A 21,563-nucleotide genomic window follows, 5' to 3' on the forward strand; every position below is an offset into this window, starting at 1 on the left:
TTCATCAGTGGACAGCGCAGTCCGCGAGCGCATTGATGATTTCGGTGAGCTCGCCGCGCTTGTGGTGCTGCAACGCGATCTGCTGTTGTTTCCAGCCTTCGTCGACCCCGACCATGTCTTCGGCGTGGCGCGCACCCTTGTTGAACCGGCTGACCCGCGTGGGCAACCACTGCAGGTTCAGAGCACCGTGGATGACTTCCCACATGTGCTCGGGCGACAACTCCAGAAAGCGTGGGAGATAGAGCAATTCCACTTTGGGCACGATGTGGTTGACCGACACGTCAGGGGAGCCGTCGACCTTTGCGCCGATGGGCTGCCAGGGCTGCGACGGGTGAATGTCGCCGACCTCGGGCCGGGGTTCGCCCTGCAGCGCGACGTTCGGATACTTCACCATCGGGCAGGGCAGTTTGCGGATGGCATCCCACAGCGGCCGCATCGGGCTGTCCGCAGGCACGTAGATCTGCCCCGCGCCCAAGTCGTCAGTCACCCTTCGAGCCTAAACGCGGATGCTCGGCGCCCGACGCACCAAATTGCGCACGCGAGCCGCTCACCGGCGACAGCGGTTGCGGGGCAATCCACCGCAAACCCTCGGGAGGCTGGTGCCGGTGAGCGGCTGTGATTGTCGGCTCAGGCAGAGGCCGTCGGCTGCTGTGCCGCCGTGGGCACGAGACCGAGCTGCTGGAGCATGCCCAAGGTGTCCCAGGTGGCCCAGCTTTCGGCGATCTTGCCGTCGGCCATCCGGTCGGTGACGGTGAGCATGATCCTGGCGTGCCGGCCGGTCGGGGCCTGACCCATGAGTCCGCCGGTGTCGTCACCCTGTGCTTCGAGCATCGTGCAGACGAAGTCGCCTTCGGCCACTTGGTTTCTGATGTCAAATCGTATGTTGGAGAACGACTGTCGATACATGCCCATGAGGCTTCTCATGTGCTCGGGCCCGCGTTGGTCTCCGAAGGGGTCTTGCGTGTCGTGGTAGGCAGCGCCGTCAGCGACAAGGTCGTCGAGCTCGGCCAGATCGCCTGATGCGAAAACCTCCCAGATCCGCCGGGAGACAGCTTTGTTCTGATCTTCGGCCATGATTGCGGCCTTTCGGTGAATACCGCACGGCAGAGAATGTCCGCACGAAAACGGTATTCCTGTGAGGCCGCTTGTGACAGCCGCGGCCGGTCAGATGCTGCCAGAGGCAACAATCCGCAGATAGCTGACCTGCGTCAACCCACCCAGCTCGGCGGGCGTTTCTGCAGGAAGGCCAGCATTCCCTCGCGTGCTTCGTCGGAGACGAACAGCTCGGCCGACATGCGCGTCAAGTCCTCGGCCCGCTCATCGAACGACCTCAGTATTGTCGCGGTGGTCAACGCTTTTGACGCGGCAAGGCCCTGCGGCGAGCCTTTCGCGATCTCGGCGGTCAGGCCGGCGACGGTGCCCTCGACGTCATCGGCGGCCAGGGTGATCAACCCGATCGCCGCGGCCTCGGCGGCGCCGAACTTCTCGCCCGTGACGAAGTAGCGGCCCGCCGAGCGCGGCGTCATCTTCGGCAGCAGGGTCAGTGAGATGATCGACGGCGCTACGCCGATCCGGGCTTCGGTCAGCGCGAACGTGCTGTTCTGACCGGCCACCACGAGATCGCACGCACCGACCAGACCGAGGCCGCCGGCTCGCACATGACCGTCGATCGCCCCGATGACCGGCATCTGCAGCTCGAGGATGGCGCGCAGTGTCTTGGTCATCTCGCGGGCGCGGTCGACGGCGATGTCGCGTGGTTCCGATGGTCCGCCGCCACTCGAACTCTCAGAGAGATCGGCTCCCGCACAGAAGGTTCCACCGGTATGGCCGATCACCACCACACGCACCGCAGGGTCGGCGGCTGCCCGGTCCAGGCCCTGGTGCAGCTGATCGACCAGGGCGGTGGACAACGCGTTGCGATTGTGTGGTGAGTCGAGGGTCAGGCGGGCGACGGCACCATCGACCGCGTATTTGATCAGTGTGCTCATCAGTACGACCGCGGGAGGCCCAGCGAGGTCTGCGCCACGAAGTTGAGGATCATCTCGCGGCTGACCGGGGCGATGCGGGCCAGCTTCGATGCGGTCACGGCCGCGGCGATGCCGTACTCCTTGGTCAGACCATTGCCGCCGATGGACTGCACGGCCTGATCGACGGCACGCACCGACGCCTCACCGGCGGCGTACTTGGCCATGTTGGCGGCCTCGGCAGCGCCGAAGTCGTCGCCGTTGTCGTAGAGGGTCGCGGCCTTCTGCATCATCAGCTTGGCCAGCTCGATCTCGATGTGGTTCTGCGCCAACGGATGTGACAAGCCCTGGTGAGAACCGATCGGAACCTTCCAGACCTGGCGGGTCTTGACGTAGTCGACGGCCTTGTTGATGGCGAACCGGCCCATGCCCACCGCGCTCGCGGCGCCCATGATCCGTTCCGGGTTCAGCCCGGCGAACAACTGCGCGATGGCCGCGTCCTCTGAACCGACGAGGGCATCGGAGGGCAGACGCACGTCGTCGAGGAACACCTGGAACTGGCTTTCCGGGCTGGTGATCTCCATCTCGATCTTGGTCCAGTGCAGACCCGGGGTGTCGGTGGGCACCACGAACAGCGCGGGCTTGAGGTTGCCGGTCTTGTGATCTTCGGTGCGGCCGACGACCAGGACAGCCTGCGCCTGATCGATGCCGGAGATGAAGGTCTTCTGCCCCTTGATGATCCAGTCGCTGCCGTTGCGGCGGGCCGTGGTGGTGATGCGGTGGCTGTTGGACCCGGCGTCGGGCTCGGTGATGGCGAAGGCCATGGTGATGGAACCGTCGGCGATGCCGGGGATCCAGCGCTTCTTCTGCTCCTCGGTGCCGAACTTGGAGATGATGGTTCCGTTGATGGCGGGGGAGACCACCATCATCAACAGCGCCGAACCGGCCGCCGACATCTCCTCCATCACCATGCTGAGTTCGTACATGCCCGCACCGCCGCCGCCGTATTCTTCGGGCAGATTGACCCCGATGAAGCCGAGTTTGCCTGCCTCGTTCCACAATTCGGTGGTGTGCTGGCCCGACCGGGCCTTCTCCAGGTAGTAATCCTGACCGTAGTTGGCGGCCATCGCGGCCACCGCCTGGCGCAGCGCCTGCTGTTCTTCGGTTTCGATGAAGCTCACTGCTGTTCTCCTTCTTGAGATTCCACGCGGGCAAGGACAGCGCCGACTTCGACCTGCTGGCCCGCGGCGACATTGAGTTCGGCAAGCACCCCGTCATCGGGCGCGGCGATGGTGTGCTCCATCTTCATCGCCTCGAGCCAGATCAGCGGTTGCCCGGCGGTGACGGTGTCGCCGATTGCCGCGCCGACCCGCAGCACCGAACCGGGCATGGGCGCCAGCAGCGAGCCGTGCGCGACGGCGTCATCAGGGTCGGGGAAGCGCGGCTGGGCGGCCAGGTGCACGGGGCCAAGCGGGGAGTCGACGAAAATGTCAGGGGCCTCTTGCTTTCCGTAGCGGGCGACGTCGAACGCCCGCTCGACACCGTCGACCGAGAGCACCACGCGGTCGGGTGCCGCGGAGACGAGTGTGACGCCGTGGTGTTCCGGCAGCTCCACGCCGGTGCGGGTGAACCGGTACCGCACGGGGTGCTCGGTATCGGCCTCGCGGTAGGTCCTCGTCTGATATCCCGAGGCCAGGTTGCGCCAACCGCTCGGGGCGGCGGCGAAAACCGTTGCGGTACTGCGGCTGTTGGCTGCATCGGCGAGCGCTGCGGCGATGGCGCTCAGCGTCACCGCCTCCTCTGTGGTCAGCGGGGCCGCCAGTTTGTCGAGGCCATGGGTGTCGAAGAACGCGGTGTCGGTGGCCCCGTCGAGGAAACCCGGATGGCGCAGCACGTTGACCAGCAGATCGCGGTTGGTGCGGACACCGTGAATTCGGGTACGCGCCAACGTGTCGGCGAGTATGCCGGCCGCCTGACGCCGCGTCGGCGCATACGAGATGATCTTCGCCAGCATGGGGTCGTAGAAGATCGACACCACCGAACCGTCGTCGATGCCGGCGTCGACGCGGACACCTGCACGGCTCAGCTCGTCGAACTCCACCGGCGCGCCGGGCACGCCGAACCGGTGCACCGTGCCGGCCTGCGGTTGCCAGCCCTTGGCGGGATCCTCTGCGTAGAGCCGGGCCTCGATCGACGAGCCCCACGCCAGCGGCGGCTCGGGATCCAGCCGCCCGCCGTCGGCAACCACGATCTGCAATTCGACAAGGTCCAGGCCCGTGGTGGCCTCGGTGACGGGATGCTCGACCTGCAGGCGCGTGTTCATCTCCAGGAAGAAGAACTCGCCGTCATCGTCGGCCATGAACTCGACGGTGCCCGCACCGGTGTAGCCAATGGCTTCCGCCGCCAGTCGGGCCGCCTCGAACAGCTTGCCCCGCATCCCCGGGGTGCGTTCGACGAGTGGCGACGGCGCCTCTTCGATGATCTTCTGGTGGCGGCGCTGAATGGAGCACTCGCGCTCGCCTACCGCCCACACGGTGCCGTGGGCGTCGGCCATCACCTGCACCTCGACGTGGTGGCCTGCAGCCAGATAGCGCTCGCAGAACACCGTGGGATCGCCGAACGCCGACTGCGCCTCCCGTTGTGCCGCGGCGACTTCCGTCGGCAGCGAGGCGATGTCGCGCACCACCCGCATGCCGCGCCCACCGCCGCCGGCGGAGGCCTTCACCAGCACCGGAAGTTGCTCGGCGGTCACGGTCTCCGGATCGAGCTCGGCGAGCACCGGCACACCGGCCGCGGCCATCATCTTTTTGGCTTCGATCTTGGAGCCCATCGCCTGCACGGCGGGCACCGGTGGTCCGATCCACGTCAGTCCGGCGTCGATCACCGCGGCGGCGAAATCGGCGTTCTCCGACAGGAATCCGTAGCCGGGGTGCACGGCGTCGGCGCCTGCGGCGCGGGCGGCGGCGATGATCTGCGCCGCATCGAGGTACGCGGTGTTGCCAGTGAGGCGTACGCGCGCATCGGCCTCGGCGACGTGCGGCGAGCCGGTGTCGGGATCGGTGTACACCGCGACGGTGCCGATACCCAGCCTGCGGCAGGTGGCGAACACGCGGCGGGCGATCTCCCCGCGGTTGGCTACCAGAACTCTCGTGATTGGCATTTCGTCAGCTCACATCCGGAAGACGCCGAAGTTCGACGTCCCCTCGATCGGGCCATTGGCGATGGCGGACAGGCACATTCCCAGGACGGTGCGGGTGTCGCGGGGGTCGATGACACCGTCGTCGTACAACCTGCCGGACAGGAACATCGGCAGTGACTCGGCTTCGATCTGGGCCTCGACCGCGGCGCGCAGTGCCGCGTCGGCGGCCTCGTCGACCTCTTGGCCGCGGGCGGCGGCGGCCGCGCGGCTGACGATCGAGAGCACCCCGGCGAGCTGCGTCCCACCCATCACCGCGGATTTCGCGCTGGGCCAGGCGAACAGGAACCGTGGATCGTAAGCGCGCCCGCACATGCCGTAGTGGCCCGCCCCGTAGGACGCCCCGATCAGCAGCGAGATGTGCGGCACCGTCGAATTGGACACGGCGTTGATCATCATCGAGCCGTGTTTGATAATGCCGCCCTCTTCGTACTGCTTACCCACCATGTAGCCGGTGGTGTTGTGCAGGAACAGAAGTGGGGTGTCGGACCGGTTCGCCAGCTGGATGAACTGGGTGGCCTTCTGAGATTCCTCGGAAAACAGCACGCCGCGGGCATTGGCCAGGATGCCGACCGGATAGCCGTACAGCGTCGCCCAGCCCGTCACCAGCGAGGAGCCGTAGAGCGGTTTGAACTCGTCGAAATCCGAGCCGTCGACGATGCGGGCGATGACGTCGCGCGGATCGAACGGGATCCGCAGGTCTGCGGGCACGATGCCGACGAGTTCTCCCGCGTCGAACAACGGCTCGACGACCGGCGCCGGGGTGGGGCCCTGTTTGCGCCAGTTCAGCCGGGCCACGATGCGCCGGCCGATCCGGATGGCGTCGAGTTCGTCGGTGGCGAGGTAGTCACCGAGACCCGAGGTGCGGGCGTGCATTTCGGCCCCACCGAGGGACTCGTCGTCGGACTCCTCGCCGGTGGCCATCTTCACCAGCGGTGGTCCGGCGAGGAACACTTTCGAGCGTTCCTTGATCATCACCACGTGATCGGACATGCCGGGGATGTAGGCGCCGCCTGCGGTCGAGTTGCCGAACACCAGCGCGATGGTCGGGATGCCTGCGGCGGACAGTCGGGTCAGGTCACGGAACATCTGCCCGCCCGGGATGAAGATCTCCTTCTGGGTGGGCAGGTCGGCGCCGCCGGACTCCACCAGCGAGATCACCGGGAGCCGGTTCTCCAGTGCGATCTGGTTGGCGCGCAACACTTTCTTGAGTGTCCAGGGATTGCTGGTGCCGCCCTTGACGGTCGGATCGTTGGCGACGATCAGGCATTCGACGCCCTCGACGGCGCCGATGCCCGCGACGACGCTGGCGCCCACGGCGAAATCGCTGCCCCACGCCGCGAGTGGGCTCAGTTCCAAGAAGGGGGCGTCGGGGTCCAGGAGCAACTCGACGCGTTCGCGCGCAGTGAGCTTGCCGCGAGAATGGTGCCGGTCGACATACTTCGGCCCGCCACCGGCGAGGGCCTTGGCGTGTTCGGCATCGAGTTCGGCGAGCTTGGTGGTCATCACCTCAGCGGCTTCGAGGAAGCCGGGAGAGCTCGGGTCGATCGTCGACTTCAGCGCTGTCATGACTGGAATCCCAACGTTTTCGCGGCCAGTGAGGTCAGAATCTCGGTGGTTCCGCCGCCGATGCCGAGGATGCGCATGTCACGATACTGCCGCTCCACCTCGGACTCGGCCATGTAGCCCATGCCGCCGAAGAGCTGTACGGCCTGATTCGCCACCCACTCGCCGGCTTCGACCGCGGTGTTCTTGGCGAAGCAGACTTCCGTGATGAGGTTGGAATCGCCTGCGAGTTGCCGCTCGACGACATTGCGGGTGTACACACGAGCCACATCGGTACGCCGGGCCATCTCGGCCAGCGTGTTCTGCACCGATTGCCGGGAAATCAATGGCTTGCCGAACGTTTCGCGGTTGCGGCACCACTCGACGGTCAGATCCAGGCACCGCTGGGCACTGGCATAGGCCTGCGCGGCGAGGCCGACCCGTTCGGAGACGAATGCCGCGGCGATCTGGAGGAATCCGGAGTTCTCGGCACCCACCAGGTTCGCGGCCGGCACCCGCACATCGGTGTAGGACAACTCGGCGGTATCGCTTGAGCGCCAACCCATCTTGTCGAGCTTGCGGCTGACCGCAAATCCGGGTGTGCCTTTGTCGACGACGATCAGCGAGACGCCGCCTGCGCCGGGCCCGCCGGTGCGTGCCGCGGTCACCACGTAGTCGGCCCGCACTCCGGAGGTGATGTAGGTCTTGGCGCCGTTGAGGACGTAGTCATCCCCGTCCCGAACTGCGCGCGTGGTCAGGTGCCCGACGTCGGAACCACCGCCGGGCTCGGTGATGGCCAGGGATCCGATGAGATCGCCCCGCAGTGTGGGCTTGACGTACGTCTCGATCAGCCGCTCGTCGCCCGAGGCGATCATGTGCGGCACCGCGATCCCGCACGTGAACAGCGACGCGAACACGCCACCCGGTGCGCCCGCGTAATGCATTTCCTCGCAGATGATCACCGCGTCCGCACCGTCGCCGCCACCGCCGCCGACCGATTCGGGAAAGTTGGCGCCGAGCAGTCCGGCCTCGCCCGCCTTGCGGTGCAATTCGCGGGGGAGTTCGCCGGTGCGCTCCCATTCCGCGACGTTGGGCAGCACCTCGCGTTCGGCGAAGCTGCGCACAGTCTTGCGCAGCGCCTCCCGCTCGGGGGTGTTCCAGATGCTCACTTGACGAGTTCCTCCGGGATATCGAGATGACGGCTGCGCAACCACTCGCCCAGCCCCTTGGCCTGCGGATCGAACCGGGCCTGATAGGCCACACCCTGTCCGAGAATGCCTTCGATGACGAAGTTGACGGCTCGCAGATTCGGCAGGACGTGCCGGGTCACCGGCAGATCCGCTGTCTCGGGCAGCAATTCGCGGAGCTTGTCCACCGTCAACGCGTGCGCGAGCCAGCGCCACTGCTCGGGGGTGGTGACCCAGACTCCTACATTCGCCGACCCACCCTTGTCGCCGCTGCGGGCCCCGGCGATGGTGCCGAGTGGCAGCCGCCGGGTGGGCCCGGTCGGCAAGGGTTCGGGCAGCTCCGGATCGGAAGCGGGTGCGACAGCCAGGGTTTCGGTGGCAGGTGCAATGTCGACCCGGGTGCCGTCGGCGTGCACGGCGACGTGCGGCACGCGCGTGGCGTCGACGTAGCCGGGGGTGAACACGCCGTACACCTGGCCATCTGCGGGCGGTGCGGTGGTGGTGAAGCCCGGGTAGCTCGCCAACGCCAATTCGACTCCGGCCGCGGAGAACTGGCGACCCACCACGTTGGGGTCAGGATCGCGGGCCACGCAGTGCAGCAGTGCACTGGCGGCCTCCTCGGTGTCGGCATCGGGATGGTCGGTGCGGGCCAGGGACCATTCGAGCTCGGCCGGTTTGACCTTGAGGCCCGCCTCCAGCTGGCTGCGCACGAGCTCGGCCTTGGTTTCGATGTCAAGGCCGGTCAGCACGAACGTCGCGGCGTTGCGGAAACCGCCGATGCTGTTCAACGACACCTTCAGCGTCGGGGGAGGGGCCTCACCTCTGACCCCGGAGATGCGCACGCGGTTGTCGCCGTCCTGGCTCAGCTGCAGCGAGTCGACGCGCAGCGTCACATCGGGATTCGGATAGCGGGCGCCGCTGATCTCGTAGAGCAGCTGTGCGGTGACGGTGCCGACGCTGACCTGGCCGCCGGTGCCGGGATGTTTGGTGATCACCGACGAGCCGTCGGCGGAGATCTCGGCGAGGGGGAACCCGGGCCGCTGCAGGTCCGGGATCTCGGTGAAGAACGCGTAGTTGCCGCCGGTGGCCTGGGTACCGCATTCGATGACATGGCCCGCTGCGACGGCCCCGGCGAGTGCGTCGTAATCGGTTCGGCTCCAACCGAAGTGCGCCGCGGCAGGTCCGACGATCACCGAGGCGTCGGTGACCCGGCCCGTGACCACGACATCGGCACCGCTGCCCAGGCAGTCGACGATGCCCCACGCGCCCAGATAGGCGTTGGCCGCCAGCGGTGATCCCAGCCCGAGTTCACCGGCCCGGCTCACCAGGTCGTCGCCCTCCACATGGGCGACGTTGACGTCGAGGCCCAGCCGTTCGGACAGGGCGCGCACTGCGCCCGCCAGCCCTGCCGGGTTCAACCCGCCGGCATTGGCGACGATCTTGACGCCGTTGTCCAGGGCCAGGCCGAGCGATTCCTCCAGCTGCAGCAGGAAGGTCTTGGCGTAGCCGCGTTCGGGGTTCTTGGCGCGGTCGCGGGCCAGGATCAGCATGGTGAGCTCAGCGAGGTAGTCGCCGGTCAGATAGTCCAGCTCACCGCCGATGAGCATGTCTCGCATCGCGGAGAGCCGATCCCCGTAGAAACCCGAACAGTTGCCGATGCGTACTGCAGGTGGCACACGTACTCCCGTCGACGCCGATAAAGCGACCCAACCAACCGGTAGGTTATCGGGTACCGCGGGTCCCACGTCAAGGGGGCGGGGTCGGGATGTCGCCGCGGCGCCCGGTGGGCACCAGCGTGGCGCGTGCAGGGGGCGGTCGTCGCCGTCCCATGTAAATCACAGCGTTCTCACAGCATCTGGTCGGTTATTTACGCTGGTGACAGCAGGTGCCTGTCCCGTGGCTTGCTTGCGTTCGAAAATATGCCTCGTGACCAGGAGCGATCCCGGCCCGCTCATGCCGCAGGATGTCGGCTGAACTCATGCGTGGGGGCCTGGCCGCCACGCACCACGGCTGGGAAGGGAACCGGATGGCCAAGCACCGGGCAATGTCGCCGCACTCGAAGCGGGCACGCACGATTCTGGGCGGCGTCGTCGCCGGCGGAGCGCTGGCCATGATCGCGCCGACAGGCCTGGCCCAGGCCACCCCTGGGGTCGACAACGCCAAGGGGCAGGAAGGCGGAACGGGCAAACGGGAGGTCGCGACCATGGCCGACAACGTCGGCCGCCCGGACTTCAAGAACCCGGCGCCGGGCGTGCGGGCGATCCAGACGGTCGGGGACACGGTGTTCAACCAGGACAGTGACCTCAACGCCGCGGTCGACAACTCGGCGCTCGGCGCCCAATACCACCGCGCCTTCGGTACCCGGGGCACATTCAGCGCCGACGAGAAGGGCGTCGTCTCCTACGCAGACGACGGCAGCAACGGCTACGTGACCGGCATCCTCAACACCGGCACCGGCGGACGCAACGGCGCTCAGACCATCCCCGGCAAGGTCTACTCCCAGACCGTGGTGATCCGCGAGTGCAACATCAAGGTCGCCAACCAGTCCGGTGTGCCCAGTGGCGCGCGGAACTGCCACGGCTAGGTACGCTCGACGGACGGCGTCCTGCGGCGTCGTCCACGCGGCCTGCCCGTTTTGGAACCGACGCAGGTCAACCGTTACTCTGTAGTGCAATCGTCTGCCGCTGCGGTGCGCGCGGCAACCCCAAGCAAGGAGATGCACGTCATGGCTGTGCCCAAGCGCAGAATGTCGCGCGCGAACACCCGTAGCCGGCGCGCGCAGTGGAAAGCCGAGGCCACCGGTCTGGTCGGCGTCAATGTCGCGGGTCAGCAGCACAAGGTTCCGCGCCGCCTGCTGAAGGCCGCTCGCCTGGGTCTGCTCGACCTGGATCGCCGACGCTAGGCATATTTGCGGCGCGCCTCTCAGGTCAATCTCAGATAGAGCGTTGACACTGTGGCTGTGCGCATACTTGTCGTTGACGATGATCGCGCTGTGCGTGAATCACTGCGGCGGTCGCTTTCCTTCAATGGCTATTCAGTCCAGCTCGCCCAGGACGGGGTCGAAGCTCTCGATCTGATCGCCGATGATCGGCCCGATGCGGTGGTTCTCGATGTGATGATGCCGCGACTGGACGGTCTTGAAGTCTGTCGGCAGCTTCGCAGCACAGGTGACGATCTACCCATCCTGGTGCTGACGGCCCGCGATTCCGTGTCCGAGCGGGTCGCCGGGCTGGATGCCGGGGCCGACGACTACCTACCCAAGCCGTTCGCGCTTGAGGAGCTGCTCGCGCGGATGCGGGCGTTGCTGCGTCGTACCGTGTCCGACGACGGTGCCGAATCGCAGAAGATGACGTTCTCGGATCTCACCCTGGATCCGGTGACCCGCGAGGTCACCCGTGGCGAACGCCAGATCAGCTTGACCCGCACGGAGTTCGCGCTGCTGGAAATGCTGATCGCCAATCCGCGCCGGGTGCTCACCCGCAGCCGCATCCTCGAAGAGGTGTGGGGCTTCGATTTCCCCACCTCGGGCAATGCGCTCGAGGTCTACATCGGTTACCTGCGCCGTAAGACCGAGGCCGACGGTGAGCTGCGGCTCATCCACACCGTCCGCGGCGTCGGGTACGTGCTGCGGGAAACGCCGCCCTGATCGGATGATGTCGCTCAATCCGAACACCTGGCGACCGGGAACGCTGCCGAACACCAGTTCACTGTCGTTGCGCTGGCGCGTGATGATGCTGGCGATGTCGATGGTGGCGATGGTCGTCGTGCTGATGGCCGTCGCCGTCTATGCCGTGGTGTCCCGCGCGCTCTACGACGACCTCGACAACCAGCTGCACAGCCGGGCCCGGCTGCTCATCGAGAGTGGGTCGCTGGCCGCCGATCCGGGCAAGGCCATCGAGGGCACGGCCTACTCCGACGTCAACGCCATGCTGGTGATCCCGGGGCGCTCGATCTACACGGCCAATCAGGAGGGGCAGATGTTGCCCCTCGGACAGCCGGAGAAGGACGTGATCTCCGGCGAGCTGCTGATGTCGCTGCGCACGGTCAACCATCAGCGGGTGCTCGCGGTGCATCTGGCCAACGGCAGCTCCCTGCTGATCTCCAAGAGCCTGGCGCCGACCGGGCAAGTACTCAGGCGGTTGGGCACCGTGCTGCTCATCGTCGGCGGTGTCGGTGTCGCCGTGGCTGCGATGGCAGGTGGTGCCGTCGCCAGGGCCGGTCTGCGGCCGGTGGGCCGACTCACCGAAGCCGCTGAACGCGTCGCGCGGACCGATGACCTGCGGCCCATTCCGGTCGTCGGCTGCGACGAGCTCGCCCGGCTCACCGAGGCGTTCAACATGATGCTGCGCGCGTTGGCCGAATCGCGCGACAGACAGGCCAGGCTGGTGTCCGACGCGGGGCACGAATTGCGTACGCCGCTTACTTCATTGCGTACCAACGTCGAGCTGCTGATGGCCTCGCAGGCTCCCGGGGCGCCGCCGCTGCCCGAGGAGGAGATGGCGGGGCTGCGTGCCGACGTGATCGCACAGATCGAGGAACTGTCGACCCTGGTCGGCGATCTGGTGGACCTGACGCGCGACGATGCGGGCGGTGTGACCCATGAACCGGTCGACATGGTCGAGGTGGTCGACCGCAGCCTGGAGCGAGTTCGTCGGCGCCGCAACGATATTCAATTCGACGTCGCGATGACGGGCTGGCAGGTCTACGGCGACGCGCCCGGCTTGGGCTGGGCCGTGCTCAACCTGCTGGACAACGCCGCCAAGTGGAGCCCGCCCGGTGGCCGGGTCGCGGTGTCGTTGCGCCAGATCGATCCCGTGCACGCCGAATTGGTGGTGTCCGATCACGGGCCCGGCATCCCGCCGCAGGAGCGCCGGCTGGTGTTCGAACGGTTCTACCGCTCGACGGCCGCGCGGGCGATGCCCGGATCGGGCCTGGGATTGGCGATCGTGCAACAGGTTGTGCTGAAACACGGTGGCGCGCTTCGGATTGACGAAACCGTGCCGGGCGGTGACCCGCCGGGGGCGTCGATTCACCTGATCCTGCCCGGCACGCCGCTTCCCGCCGGGCTACCCGAGGTCGCGGCGACACGCGCCGACGACGCCACCGACGACGATGCGGTGAGCGCGGACAAAAGGTGAGACAGTTAACTACGGCCGGGGACAAATCATGGGTGCAACCAACGGTTCTCTAAGTGGATTCTCAGTTCACCTGGGCAACCTGGGGAACACCTTCTTCGTTTGTTGAGTAGTACGCGAGCCGATAGACCTTTACAAGAGAAGAGCACCGCACCGCCATGACGAACCACCCCAGGTACTCATCACCACAGCAGCCCGGCCAGGCTCCCGGCGGTGGCGCTCCCGGCTACCAGGGCAATCCCGACCCCTATCAGTCGCAGGCCTATGACTGGCGCTACGCGCGTCAGCAGCCGCAATCGCCGCCTCATCAGCAGCCACACGCCCACCAGCAGCCTCAGCAGCCGGCATATCGCCCGCCGTATGACCCCTACCGCGTCGCCCCGGCGACACCGCAGGCGGTCGCGCCCGTCAAGAAACGCGGCAGGGGCCGGTCTGGCGGCCGGTGCGCTGGCCCTGGCCGTGGTGTCGGCGGGAATCGGCGGTGGCGTCGCGACCGTCGTGACCCACCAGGACCGTCCGCACCTGGGCGCCGAGTCCAACAGCGCGGCGCCCAGTGTGCCTGCCGCGGCGCTGCCCGCCGGTTCGGTCGAGCAGGTGGCGGCCAAGGTGGTGCCCAGCGTGGTCAAGCTGGAAACCGACATGGGCCGGGCCTCCGAAGAGGGATCGGGCATCATCCTGACCGCCGACGGTTTGATCCTGACCAACAACCACGTCGTCGCTGCCGCCAAGCAGGCGCCGGGTGCTCCCGGCGGCGGCGCGCAGACCAAGGTGACGTTCTCGGACGGCAGCACCAAGCCGTTCACCGTCGTCGGCACCGATCCCAGCAGCGACATCGCCGTGGTCCGTGCGCAGGGCGCGTCGGGGCTCACCCCGATCACGCTCGGGTCCTCGCAGAACCTGCGGGTCGGCCAGGACGTGGTGGCGGTCGGCTCGCCGCTGGGACTCGAGGGCACGGTGACCACCGGCATCGTCAGTGCACTCAACCGTCCCGTCGCCGCAGGCGGCGACGCACGCAACCAGAACACCGTGCTCGACGCCATCCAGACCGACGCCGCGATCAACCCGGGCAACTCGGGCGGCGCGCTGGTCAACATGAACGGCGAGCTCGTGGGTATCAACTCCGCGATCGCGACCATGGGCGGTGATTCCCCGCAGGCGCAGAGCGGGTCGATCGGCCTGGGCTTCGCGATCCCGGTCGACCAGGCCAAGCGGATCGCCGACGAGCTGATCCAGAACGGCACGGCGACCCACGCGTCGCTCGGGGTTCAGGTGAGCAATGACGCCACCACCGACGGCGCCAAGATCGTCGAGGTGACCAAGGACGGGGCTGCCGCCGCGGCCGGGTTGCCCAGCGGTGTGGTGGTCACCAAGGTCGACGATCGGGTGATCCCGAGTGCCGATGCGCTCGTTGCCGCCGTGCGGTCCAAGGCGCCTGGTGAGAAGGTCACTTTGACCTACCTCGACCAGACTGGCAAACCGCAGACCGTGACTGTCACCCTGGGGAAGGCGGACCAGTGAGGATCCTGACGCCGGCTCCGGGACAAGTGTCACTGCGAGTGGCTGCGCCGCTGTCTGCCCGCACATATACGGTTGCAGGCATGGAACAACCAGGGGAGTTGGTGGGGCGGGCACTCGTCATCGTCGTCGACGATCGCACCGCCCACGGCGAGGAGGACCACAGCGGTCCGTTGGTCACCGAATTGCTCGGTGAAACCGGTTTCGTCGTCGATGGCGTCGTGGTCGTTTCGGCCGATGAGGTCGAGATTCGCAATGCGCTGAACACGGCAGTCATCGGTGGTGTGGATCTGGTGGTGTCCGTCGGCGGCACCGGCGTGACGCCGCGCGATGTCACCCCGGAGGCCACGCTCGACATCCTCGACCGTGAGCTGCTCGGCATCGCAGAAGCGCTGCGCGCCTCGGCCTTGTCCGCAGGCATCGCCGATGCCGGGCTGTCGCGCGGGCTGGCGGGTATTTCGGGCAGCACGCTCGTGGTGAACCTGGCCGGTTCCCGGTCAGCGGTCCGCGACGGCATGGCCACACTGGGCCCGCTGGCGGTGCAGATCATCGGCCAGTTATCAAGCTTGGACATCTAACCAGCGCGATACGGCGGCCGACGGCCGCCGTTTTCGTTGGAGATGGCAAATGCAGTATCGGTGGAGCGGTGAGGTTACCGAACAGTTAACCACCCACCGGCAATAAATGTGATCTTCGTCACAAAGGGGAATGTGGATGACTCATCAGCCCCAGCCGTCACGGCGCCTAGTTAACAAAATTTTCGGGGACACGCTGCCGGAGGTCGCGGCGAGCGAGCGCGACGAAGCTTCGCCGGAGGATGCCGCCGAGCACGACCGATGGCTGCAGAGCAATATTCCGCCTCATCACGGTTGAACTGTGTTGCCACAGTGAACGCCGTAAATGCACGGTCAACAGTGTGATGTGGCTCAACTTCCGTTAGCGAAGCGAACTACGTCACAGCATTGCCGGCTGGCGCCATCCCCCCTGCTCCTGTGCTCGTGAGCATCTGTTCACCCGAACCCAGCAAACTTTTACCGCCCAACTGCTGACGTGCCCGCAGATTAGTGCCTGCGTTGCCGGGCGGATGCCTCCCGCTCTCGGCCGGCTTCAACCCGCTGGGCTCGGTCATCACCCCGAACCTGTTCCCCGGTGTGTCGATCTCGGCCGACCTGGGTAACGGCCCGGGCATCCAGGAGGTCGCGACCTTCTCCGTCGACGTCAAGGGTCCGGCCGGCGGGGTGGCGGTCTCCAATGCGCATGGCACCGTGACCGGCGCGGCCGGTGGCGTGCTGCTGCGCCCCTTCGCCCGTCTGATCGCCTCCACCGGTGACAGCGTCACCACCTACGGCGAACCCTGGAACATGAACTGACATCTCCCAGGAGACACGCAGCGGCCCCCGGATTCCTCCGGGGGCCGCTGTCGTCTTCGGGGTGGGGTTTCGGCCTAGGACGGCTTCTTCTCGCCGTTCTGCTTGGCCTGGGCGGCCAGCAGGTCGCGAATCTCGGTCAGCAGTTCCGCCTCGGTCGCGTCGGGCTCGGGAGCGGGGCTGCGGCTACGCCACGCGTTGTACGGCATGACGATCAGGAAGTACACGACCGCCGCGATCAGCACGAAGTTGATGACAGCCGACAGCAGGATGTTCAGGTCGATGGCCTGATCCCCTCCGATAGGGATCCGCAGGATGCCGTAGTCGGATTCTTTGCCCGCGCCGATGCGGTTGATCAAGGGGGTGATGATGCTGTCGGTGAATTTCGTGACGAGCGCGGTGAACGCGGTACCGATGACCACAGCTACCGCCAGGTCGACGATGTTGCCGCGCATCATGAACTCTTTGAAGCCTTTTAACATGCGGGGACCCTTCCTGCAGTGACGATTGTTTGTGCAGACAAGCGAACACTAACCGAGGTCCCCAGGTGTCAGCAGAGTTCGGTCGTCGCTGCTGTGCACCGCTAATGCAACACAACGGTCACGGCTGCGACCAGACTTGCTGCGGCCACGTCGTTGGCAGGCCGCGCGGGCAGGGCCACCAAGGCGACCCGCTCGCCGCCGCCCTTGGGCTTCTCCGACACCAGAACCACAACCGCATTCGTGGCGATCACCCGCGGCCGGGATTCGTCGTTGTCGCCCGCAGTGAGCACGTCGACCACGTCACCGGGCCGGATCAGGTCGAGCACGGCGGTGTCCTGCAGCTGCAGCGGCACGATCCGGGCGTCGGGGCCCGCTGCCGATTCGGTCAGCCGCGGCCCGAGCAGGCGCACGTCGGTGAGCACCTCGCCGCGGCGGGCGGGCCCGGCGACAGTGGCACCGATCAGTGCCTGGAGGTCGGTCTGCGCGCCGTCGGGCAGGGTGTCGGAGCTACGGCTCTCCATCCGGACGTCCTCGGCCGTCAGCGTCACGCCCGGTGTCAGATCGTGGGCAGCCACCGCGATCTCGGCCTGCTCGCCGCGCGGATCGGCGCGCACGGCCGCGACGGCGGCGAGCACAACCAGACCGGCGGCTGCCGCGCGCCGGGCGGCGACCGTACGGGTCCAGTCCGGGCGCAGCGCAGCGCTCAGCCGGCGCAGTGCCGAAGGGTTGAGGGATTCGGCCATGGCGTCACCGTAGGCGTCGCTGTCCGACGCCGGAACGGTGTTAGGCCGGCCTGTGGATAACTCTGCGGGTCAGCTCGACGCGGCGGCGGCCGGGGCGGAGCTGGAACTGCTCGACGAGCTGCTCGAGCTGCTGGAGGACGACGTGGAAGAAGACGCCTTCTCCGATGAGCTGGAGCTCTCCGAGCTCTTGGCGGAACCGTTGGACGAGCTCTTGCCCGACTCCCGGTTGTCGGTGCGGTAGAAACCGCTGCCCTTGAACACCACGCCGACCGAGCCGAACAGCTTGCGCAGCTTGCCGGAGCACTTCGGGCAGGTGGTCAGCGCATCATCGCTGAACGCCTGCACCGCGTCGAACCGATTGCCGCACTCGGTGCATGCATAGGAATAGGTAGGCACGAAAACCTCCGACTAAGTCAATCTTGTTAGCACTCTACCGGCCCAAGTGCTAGAACCGCTATGTGGGTCGGGTCATTCCCGCGCGACGACGCATGCGCACCGGGTGGGCGACGGTGACCATTGTGGTCCTCGCGGCGCGCGGGGTGGCGTGGATGCGGTCGAGGAGCGGCGGGCGATGTCAGACGTGCTCGCCGGTTGTCAGATGTTGGCGGGCAAGGCCTTCTGATCGCGCCCCGATTCTCCGGCGACGATGAGGGCGCCGACCGTCAGGATGGCCCATGCTCCCGATTTCGGGACCATCAGTCCGAGAAGGCAGGCCCACGCCACGATGGCCCAACCGAGCCAGACGGGCACCGGTTGCCCTCGGCGGGTCATGTGCAGCACAAGCTGTCCGATCAGCCCGAGGGGAACCCCGAAACTGCCGGGACTGAACCAGAATGCCTCTGCGACTGCCACGCGATCGGGCGGCGGGTCGAGCGTCACGGTGTTGGCGACGCCTTCGTCGAGGATCTGTGACCACACGGCTCTGCGTTTCAAAGCCGCTACCGACACATGGAATGCGGCGCCGACTACGGCCAGGCGACCACCCCACGCGGTAATGTTTCGGCTGTTCACATTGAAGGATGTTAATGACGTTCACATCTGGTCGCAAGACCTATCACCACGGTGATCTGCGCCGAGCGCTGATCGTCGAGGCGCGCGCGCTGCTCGCCGAGACCGGGACCACCGGTGTCACGCTGCGTGCGGTGGCCGCCCGAGCTGGGGTATCGCCTGCCGCGTCGTATCGGCATTTCGCCGACAAAGAGGCGCTGCTGGCCGCCGTGGCGACGCAGGGGTTCGACGACCTCGCCGCCAAGGCGAAGCTGGTCCGCGGCCAAGGGGCGCCCGGCATCCCCACCCTGCACCGGATGACCTGTGCCTACATTGATTTCGCGTTGGCCGAACACGCGTTGTACCGCCTGATGCGGGGGCCTGAGCTGGGTGACCGGACCCGGCATCCCGAACTCGCCGCAGCCGAGGCGCGGTTGCGGGTGGAGGCGGAGGCGGCCCTGCGCGATGCCCGTGACGCCGGTGAAATCGCCGACCTGCCGTTGGCGGACGTCACGCTCACCATTCATCTGATGATGCACGGACTGGCCGTCGCGGCCGGTGACGGGCAGGTGCCCGACACCAGCGCGACAGCCCTGTCCGAGCGGGTCATGACGGTCCTCGACGCGGGGCTGCGCCCGCGGCGCGGCTAGCGGCGCGGAACGATCATCACCGGTACCGGCGCGTGGCGCAGGATCTTGGCCGCGGCCGAGCCCAGGAACACCTGCGCCGATTGCGCCGCCGCGCCCGACCCGAGCACGAGCATGTCCCCGGCGTCCCACGACACGCTTTCCACCGCTGAGTTCCAGTCGTGTCCCGCGCCGACCACCACGTCTACGTCGGGAACCGCCATGTGCTCACGAATATCGTTGAGCTGCTTGGTGATATCGGCGATGGTGCGTCGTGTCCACTGTTCCACCACGAGATCCTCTGCAGAGGATTCGATGATGCCGCGGAACGCCGTGGTGTTGCGCACCGTGAACGACACGATGCGCAGCTTCGCCGACCACTTCTTGGCCAGTTCGGCGGCGGCCGGGATGAGGCCGTTGACGTCGGCCTCGCCGCCGTAGGACGCGGTGAGCCTGCGGATCCGCCCGGCATGCTGCGGATAGCCCCGGGGTGCGATGGCGACCGGCACCTCTGCGGTGTGCACGAGCCGTTCGGTGACGCTGCCAAGCGCGACCCGGCCCAGCAAGCCCGTGGACGACGACCCGACCACCACCAGATTGGCCTGGTTGGCCACCGCCAGCTCGATCAAACCCGTTGGGACGGAACTGGAGTGGTGCACCGTGGTGGGAATGTCGACGTCTTTGGGCAGCCCAGCCACGGCCCGGTCCAGCGACTGGGTGGCCTGTGCGGTGATGTAGCGCAGGTACTCCTCCTCGACCGGATCACCCCTTGGCGGCCATGGCCGTTCCACCACGGCTGCCGCGACCACCTTGTCGCCGGTCGTGCGGGCCAGCTGTGCGGCCAGGTTCAGCGGGGCACTGCCCTGACTGCTCGCGCTGAAGGCGGCCAGGATGGTCACGACGCGGGTTCCTGTGCCGCGGTCCGCGCCACCACGTGGGTGACGGGGATCTGGTGCTCGGCGCGGGCGCGGTCGACCACATCGAAGCGATCCCACACCGAATCCTCCGGTGGCAGTGTCGAGATCACGATCTGGTCGGGATGGAAGGCATCGACGGCCGACGACAGGGCGCGCAGCGGGCGGTAGTCGCCCAGCTCGCCGTTGGCATCCAGATGGTCGGCGCGCAACGTCCTCAGCGTGTCGTCAAGCCGTTGCTGGGCAACCTGTTTCGTGGCCTCCCAGACATCCAGCGGTCCGTGGCTGGCAGCGGCGCCGGTCTCGATGGGGCTGGCGGGCACCACCACGTAGTAGGTGGCTTCCCGGTCGGCCCCGATGCGGCGCAGCTCGTCGAGCAGCTCGCTGGACTGCACTGTCTGATTGGCCAGCACCAGCACTCGGTGCGGATGTTCGGTGGGTGCGACGCCGGCCACCTCGGGCCGGGTGCTCAGGTACCACCGGTTGGCCACGTACAGGACGATCACCACGGCCCAGGACAGCAGGCTCAGCGTCAGTGCGCTGCGGTTGTCGCCGCCCTGGATGAACATCTGCACGAGGATGGCGAAGATCGCCAGTGCGGTGAGAATCGACAGGATCGGGAACAGCCACATCTTCACCTTGAGCTTGTCCGGCGACGTGCGGTAGCGCAGCACGATCTGGGAGACCGCGATGAGCAGGTAGACGAACAGGATCACCGCGCCGCTGGAGTTCAGCAGGAACGCGAAGATGGTGTCCGGCCAGAATGCCGCGGCGATGACGCACAGGAGGCCGATCACCGACGAGGTCAGGATGGCCGGGGCCGGAACGCCGCGCCGCGTGACCGCGACCAGTTGCGGCGGCGCCTCGCGGCGGGCGGCCAACACGAACAGCATCCGCGACGCCGTGTACATGCCGGAGTTCAGGCAGCTCAGCACGGCCGTGAGCACGACGGCGTTCATGATGTGGTCGGCGTAGGGGATGCCCATCTCGGTGAACGCCGACACGAAGGGAGATGCCGCGACCTGCTTGCTGTTCCACGGCAGGATCGTCACGAGCAGGAACGCCGAGCCGACGAAGAAGATCGCGATACGCAGGATCACCGAGTTGGCGGCCTTGGCCACGGCACGTTCCGGATCGGAGGATTCGGCGGCGGCGATGGTGGCGATCTCGGCGCCGACCATCGAGAAGATCACGGTGACGACGCCGACCGTGACAGCTGCCGGACCGAGCGGGAAGAAACCGTCATGAGCGGTCAGGTTCGAGAAATCCATCGACTTGTGCGGCCAGATGCCGAAGACGAACAACCCGCCAAGGACCAGGAACAGGATGATCGCGGCGACCTTGACGCCGGCGAACCAGAACTCGAACTCGCCGAACGACGACACGGAGAACAGGTTGGTCGCCGTCATCGCGACCAGCAGCAGCAACGCGGTCAGCCAGATCGGGGCCGCCGGGATCCAGTATCGGATGATCTTGGCGCCGGCGATGGCCTCGAAGCCCACGACGACCACCCAGAAGTACCAATAGAGCCAGCCGACCGAGAAGCCCGCCCAGTTGCCCATCGCGTTGCGCGCATAGTCCGCGAACGAACCGGTGGACGGATTGGCCACGGCCATCTCGGCAAGCATCCGCATGACCATGATGATCAGTACGCCGGCAAGCGCATACGTGATGAAGGAACCGGGACCGGTGTCCTTGATGACGACGCCGGATCCGACGAACAGTCCGGCGCCGATGACGCCTCCGATTGCGATCATTCGCAGCTGTCGCTGGCTGAGCGCCTTTTTCAGCGCTGGTGCTTCACCCATTACTGACTCTTCCACGAGAAGTGATTCATGTCACAAGCTGGTAGAAGAGGAACGCTATTCCTTTGGGTGGCTACGGATGGTTGAAATTGGGGTC

20 protein-coding genes and 2 pseudogenes are annotated in these 21,563 nt (G+C 66.8%); 8 read left to right on the plus strand and 14 right to left on the minus strand.

Going from position 1 to position 21,563, the window contains the following annotated elements; all coding sequences use genetic code 11:
- Positions 1–4: 4 nt before the first annotated feature.
- The 8 genes from BTO20_RS07310 to BTO20_RS07345 all read right to left on the minus strand — a co-directional run bounded on the left by BTO20_RS07310 (position 5) and on the right by BTO20_RS07345 (position 9,568).
- On the minus strand, positions 5–487 hold the full coding sequence (locus BTO20_RS07310) for a hypothetical protein (protein WP_087074600.1): 483 nt from the start codon (positions 485–487) through the stop codon (positions 5–7).
- A gap of 140 nt (positions 488–627) precedes the next feature.
- Positions 628–1,074 (minus strand): ester cyclase, encoded by a 447-nt coding sequence (locus BTO20_RS07315; protein ID WP_087074602.1) that lies wholly within the window; start codon positions 1,072–1,074, stop codon positions 628–630.
- Between the two features lie 134 nt (positions 1,075–1,208).
- On the minus strand, positions 1,209–1,988 hold the full coding sequence (locus BTO20_RS07320) for an enoyl-CoA hydratase family protein (RefSeq protein ID WP_087074604.1): 780 nt from the start codon (positions 1,986–1,988) through the stop codon (positions 1,209–1,211).
- On the minus strand, positions 1,988–3,166 hold the full coding sequence (locus BTO20_RS07325; protein ID WP_408632183.1) for an acyl-CoA dehydrogenase family protein: 1,179 nt from the start codon (positions 3,164–3,166) through the stop codon (positions 1,988–1,990). The genes BTO20_RS07320 and BTO20_RS07325 overlap by 1 nt, the downstream gene beginning before the upstream one ends.
- Positions 3,142–5,124 carry an ATP-binding protein gene (locus BTO20_RS07330; protein ID WP_087074609.1) on the minus strand — a complete coding sequence of 661 codons (1,983 nt, stop codon included), beginning with the start codon at positions 5,122–5,124 and terminating at the stop codon, positions 3,142–3,144. The genes BTO20_RS07325 and BTO20_RS07330 overlap by 25 nt, the downstream gene beginning before the upstream one ends.
- Before the next feature lie 9 nt (positions 5,125–5,133).
- A complete protein-coding gene (locus tag BTO20_RS07335) occupies positions 5,134–6,729 on the minus strand; it encodes an acyl-CoA carboxylase subunit beta (RefSeq protein WP_087074611.1) in 1,596 nt (531 codons plus the stop codon).
- Complete coding sequence (locus BTO20_RS07340) at positions 6,726–7,874, minus strand: acyl-CoA dehydrogenase family protein (protein ID WP_087074613.1); 1,149 nt, start codon at positions 7,872–7,874, stop codon at positions 6,726–6,728. The genes BTO20_RS07335 and BTO20_RS07340 overlap by 4 nt, the downstream gene beginning before the upstream one ends.
- Positions 7,871–9,568 (minus strand): acyclic terpene utilization AtuA family protein, encoded by a 1,698-nt coding sequence (locus tag BTO20_RS07345; protein WP_087074616.1) that lies wholly within the window; start codon positions 9,566–9,568, stop codon positions 7,871–7,873. The genes BTO20_RS07340 and BTO20_RS07345 overlap by 4 nt, the downstream gene beginning before the upstream one ends.
- 287 nt (positions 9,569–9,855) lie before the next feature.
- Here BTO20_RS07345 and BTO20_RS07350 point away from each other — a divergent pair, with 287 nt between their 5' ends.
- From BTO20_RS07350 to BTO20_RS07385, 7 genes and pseudogenes are all read left to right on the plus strand, one after another.
- Positions 9,856–10,476 (plus strand): hypothetical protein, encoded by a 621-nt coding sequence (locus tag BTO20_RS07350; RefSeq protein WP_087074618.1) that lies wholly within the window; start codon positions 9,856–9,858, stop codon positions 10,474–10,476.
- A gap of 141 nt (positions 10,477–10,617) precedes the next feature.
- Complete coding sequence (gene rpmF / locus BTO20_RS07355) at positions 10,618–10,794, plus strand: 50S ribosomal protein L32 (protein WP_026255793.1); 177 nt, start codon at positions 10,618–10,620, stop codon at positions 10,792–10,794.
- A 57-nt stretch (positions 10,795–10,851) separates the two neighbouring features.
- Complete coding sequence (locus tag BTO20_RS07360) at positions 10,852–11,538, plus strand: response regulator transcription factor (protein WP_036426346.1); 687 nt, start codon at positions 10,852–10,854, stop codon at positions 11,536–11,538.
- Between the two features lie 7 nt (positions 11,539–11,545).
- Positions 11,546–13,030, plus strand: a complete 1,485-nt coding sequence (locus BTO20_RS07365; protein ID WP_198344281.1) for a HAMP domain-containing sensor histidine kinase — start codon at positions 11,546–11,548, stop codon at positions 13,028–13,030.
- A 155-nt stretch (positions 13,031–13,185) separates the two neighbouring features.
- A pseudogene (locus tag BTO20_RS07370) lies at positions 13,186–14,545 on the plus strand (S1C family serine protease).
- 32 nt (positions 14,546–14,577) lie between these two features.
- Positions 14,578–15,120 carry a MogA/MoaB family molybdenum cofactor biosynthesis protein gene (locus BTO20_RS07375; RefSeq protein WP_087081741.1) on the plus strand — a complete coding sequence of 181 codons (543 nt, stop codon included), beginning with the start codon at positions 14,578–14,580 and terminating at the stop codon, positions 15,118–15,120.
- Positions 15,121–15,657: 537 nt separating this feature from the next.
- Positions 15,658–15,912: pseudogene (locus tag BTO20_RS07385) on the plus strand (MspA family porin); the annotation flags it as partial.
- 74 nt (positions 15,913–15,986) lie between these two features.
- On the opposite strand, the gene mscL reads toward BTO20_RS07385, so the two are convergent.
- The 4 genes from mscL to BTO20_RS07405 form a co-directional block, all read right to left on the minus strand.
- The gene (mscL, locus tag BTO20_RS07390) at positions 15,987–16,391 is read right to left on the minus strand and encodes a large-conductance mechanosensitive channel protein MscL (protein ID WP_087074622.1); all 405 of its coding nucleotides are present in this window, start codon (positions 16,389–16,391) and stop codon (positions 15,987–15,989) included.
- Positions 16,392–16,492: 101 nt separating this feature from the next.
- Positions 16,493–17,134 carry an SAF domain-containing protein gene (locus BTO20_RS07395; RefSeq protein ID WP_087074624.1) on the minus strand — a complete coding sequence of 214 codons (642 nt, stop codon included), beginning with the start codon at positions 17,132–17,134 and terminating at the stop codon, positions 16,493–16,495.
- A 69-nt stretch (positions 17,135–17,203) separates the two neighbouring features.
- A complete protein-coding gene (locus BTO20_RS07400) occupies positions 17,204–17,530 on the minus strand; it encodes an FmdB family zinc ribbon protein (RefSeq protein WP_087074626.1) in 327 nt (108 codons plus the stop codon).
- Positions 17,531–17,728: 198 nt separating this feature from the next.
- Positions 17,729–18,145: a DUF6463 family protein gene (locus BTO20_RS07405; protein ID WP_157680165.1), complete on the minus strand. Its 417-nt coding sequence runs from the start codon at positions 18,143–18,145 to the stop codon at positions 17,729–17,731.
- A gap of 14 nt (positions 18,146–18,159) precedes the next feature.
- On the opposite strand from BTO20_RS07405, the gene BTO20_RS07410 reads away from it, so the two are divergent.
- Entirely contained in the window at positions 18,160–18,771 is a 612-nt protein-coding gene (locus BTO20_RS07410) for a TetR/AcrR family transcriptional regulator (RefSeq protein ID WP_198344282.1), read from the plus strand.
- On the opposite strand, the gene BTO20_RS07415 is transcribed toward BTO20_RS07410, so the two are convergent.
- Both BTO20_RS07415 and BTO20_RS07420 read right to left on the minus strand, forming a co-directional pair.
- Entirely contained in the window at positions 18,768–19,646 is an 879-nt protein-coding gene (locus tag BTO20_RS07415) for a universal stress protein (RefSeq protein WP_087074632.1), read from the minus strand. The genes BTO20_RS07410 and BTO20_RS07415 overlap by 4 nt on opposite strands.
- A complete protein-coding gene (locus tag BTO20_RS07420; RefSeq protein ID WP_087074634.1) occupies positions 19,643–21,469 on the minus strand; it encodes an amino acid permease in 1,827 nt (608 codons plus the stop codon). Before BTO20_RS07420 ends, BTO20_RS07415 begins: the two co-directional genes overlap by 4 nt.
- Positions 21,470–21,563: the final 94 nt, after the last annotated feature.

It is taken from the genome of Mycobacterium dioxanotrophicus (assembly GCF_002157835.1).
GTDB classification, from domain to species: domain Bacteria; phylum Actinomycetota; class Actinomycetes; order Mycobacteriales; family Mycobacteriaceae; genus Mycobacterium; species Mycobacterium dioxanotrophicus.

What these genes read in the sequence shown, in the direction of transcription:
- BTO20_RS07315 (WP_087074602.1), bottom strand. Translation starts at nt 1,074, where the DNA reads ATGGCCGAAGATCAGAACAAAGCTGTCTCCCGGCGGATCTGGGAGGTT.
- BTO20_RS07320 (WP_087074604.1), bottom strand. Translation starts at nt 1,988, where the DNA reads ATGAGCACACTGATCAAATACGCGGTCGATGGTGCCGTCGCCCGCCTG.
- BTO20_RS07330 (WP_087074609.1), bottom strand. Translation starts at nt 5,124, where the DNA reads ATGCCAATCACGAGAGTTCTGGTAGCCAACCGCGGGGAGATCGCCCGC.
- BTO20_RS07335 (WP_087074611.1), bottom strand. Translation starts at nt 6,729, where the DNA reads ATGACAGCGCTGAAGTCGACGATCGACCCGAGCTCTCCCGGCTTCCTC.
- BTO20_RS07350 (WP_087074618.1), top strand. Translation starts at nt 9,856, where the DNA reads ATGTCGGCTGAACTCATGCGTGGGGGCCTGGCCGCCACGCACCACGGC.
- rpmF (WP_026255793.1), top strand. Translation starts at nt 10,618, where the DNA reads ATGGCTGTGCCCAAGCGCAGAATGTCGCGCGCGAACACCCGTAGCCGG.
- BTO20_RS07365 (WP_198344281.1), top strand. Translation starts at nt 11,546, where the DNA reads ATGTCGCTCAATCCGAACACCTGGCGACCGGGAACGCTGCCGAACACC.
- mscL (WP_087074622.1), bottom strand. Translation starts at nt 16,391, where the DNA reads ATGTTAAAAGGCTTCAAAGAGTTCATGATGCGCGGCAACATCGTCGAC.
- BTO20_RS07395 (WP_087074624.1), bottom strand. Translation starts at nt 17,134, where the DNA reads ATGGCCGAATCCCTCAACCCTTCGGCACTGCGCCGGCTGAGCGCTGCG.
- BTO20_RS07410 (WP_198344282.1), top strand. Translation starts at nt 18,160, where the DNA reads ATGACGTTCACATCTGGTCGCAAGACCTATCACCACGGTGATCTGCGC.
- BTO20_RS07420 (WP_087074634.1), bottom strand. Translation starts at nt 21,469, where the DNA reads ATGGGTGAAGCACCAGCGCTGAAAAAGGCGCTCAGCCAGCGACAGCTG.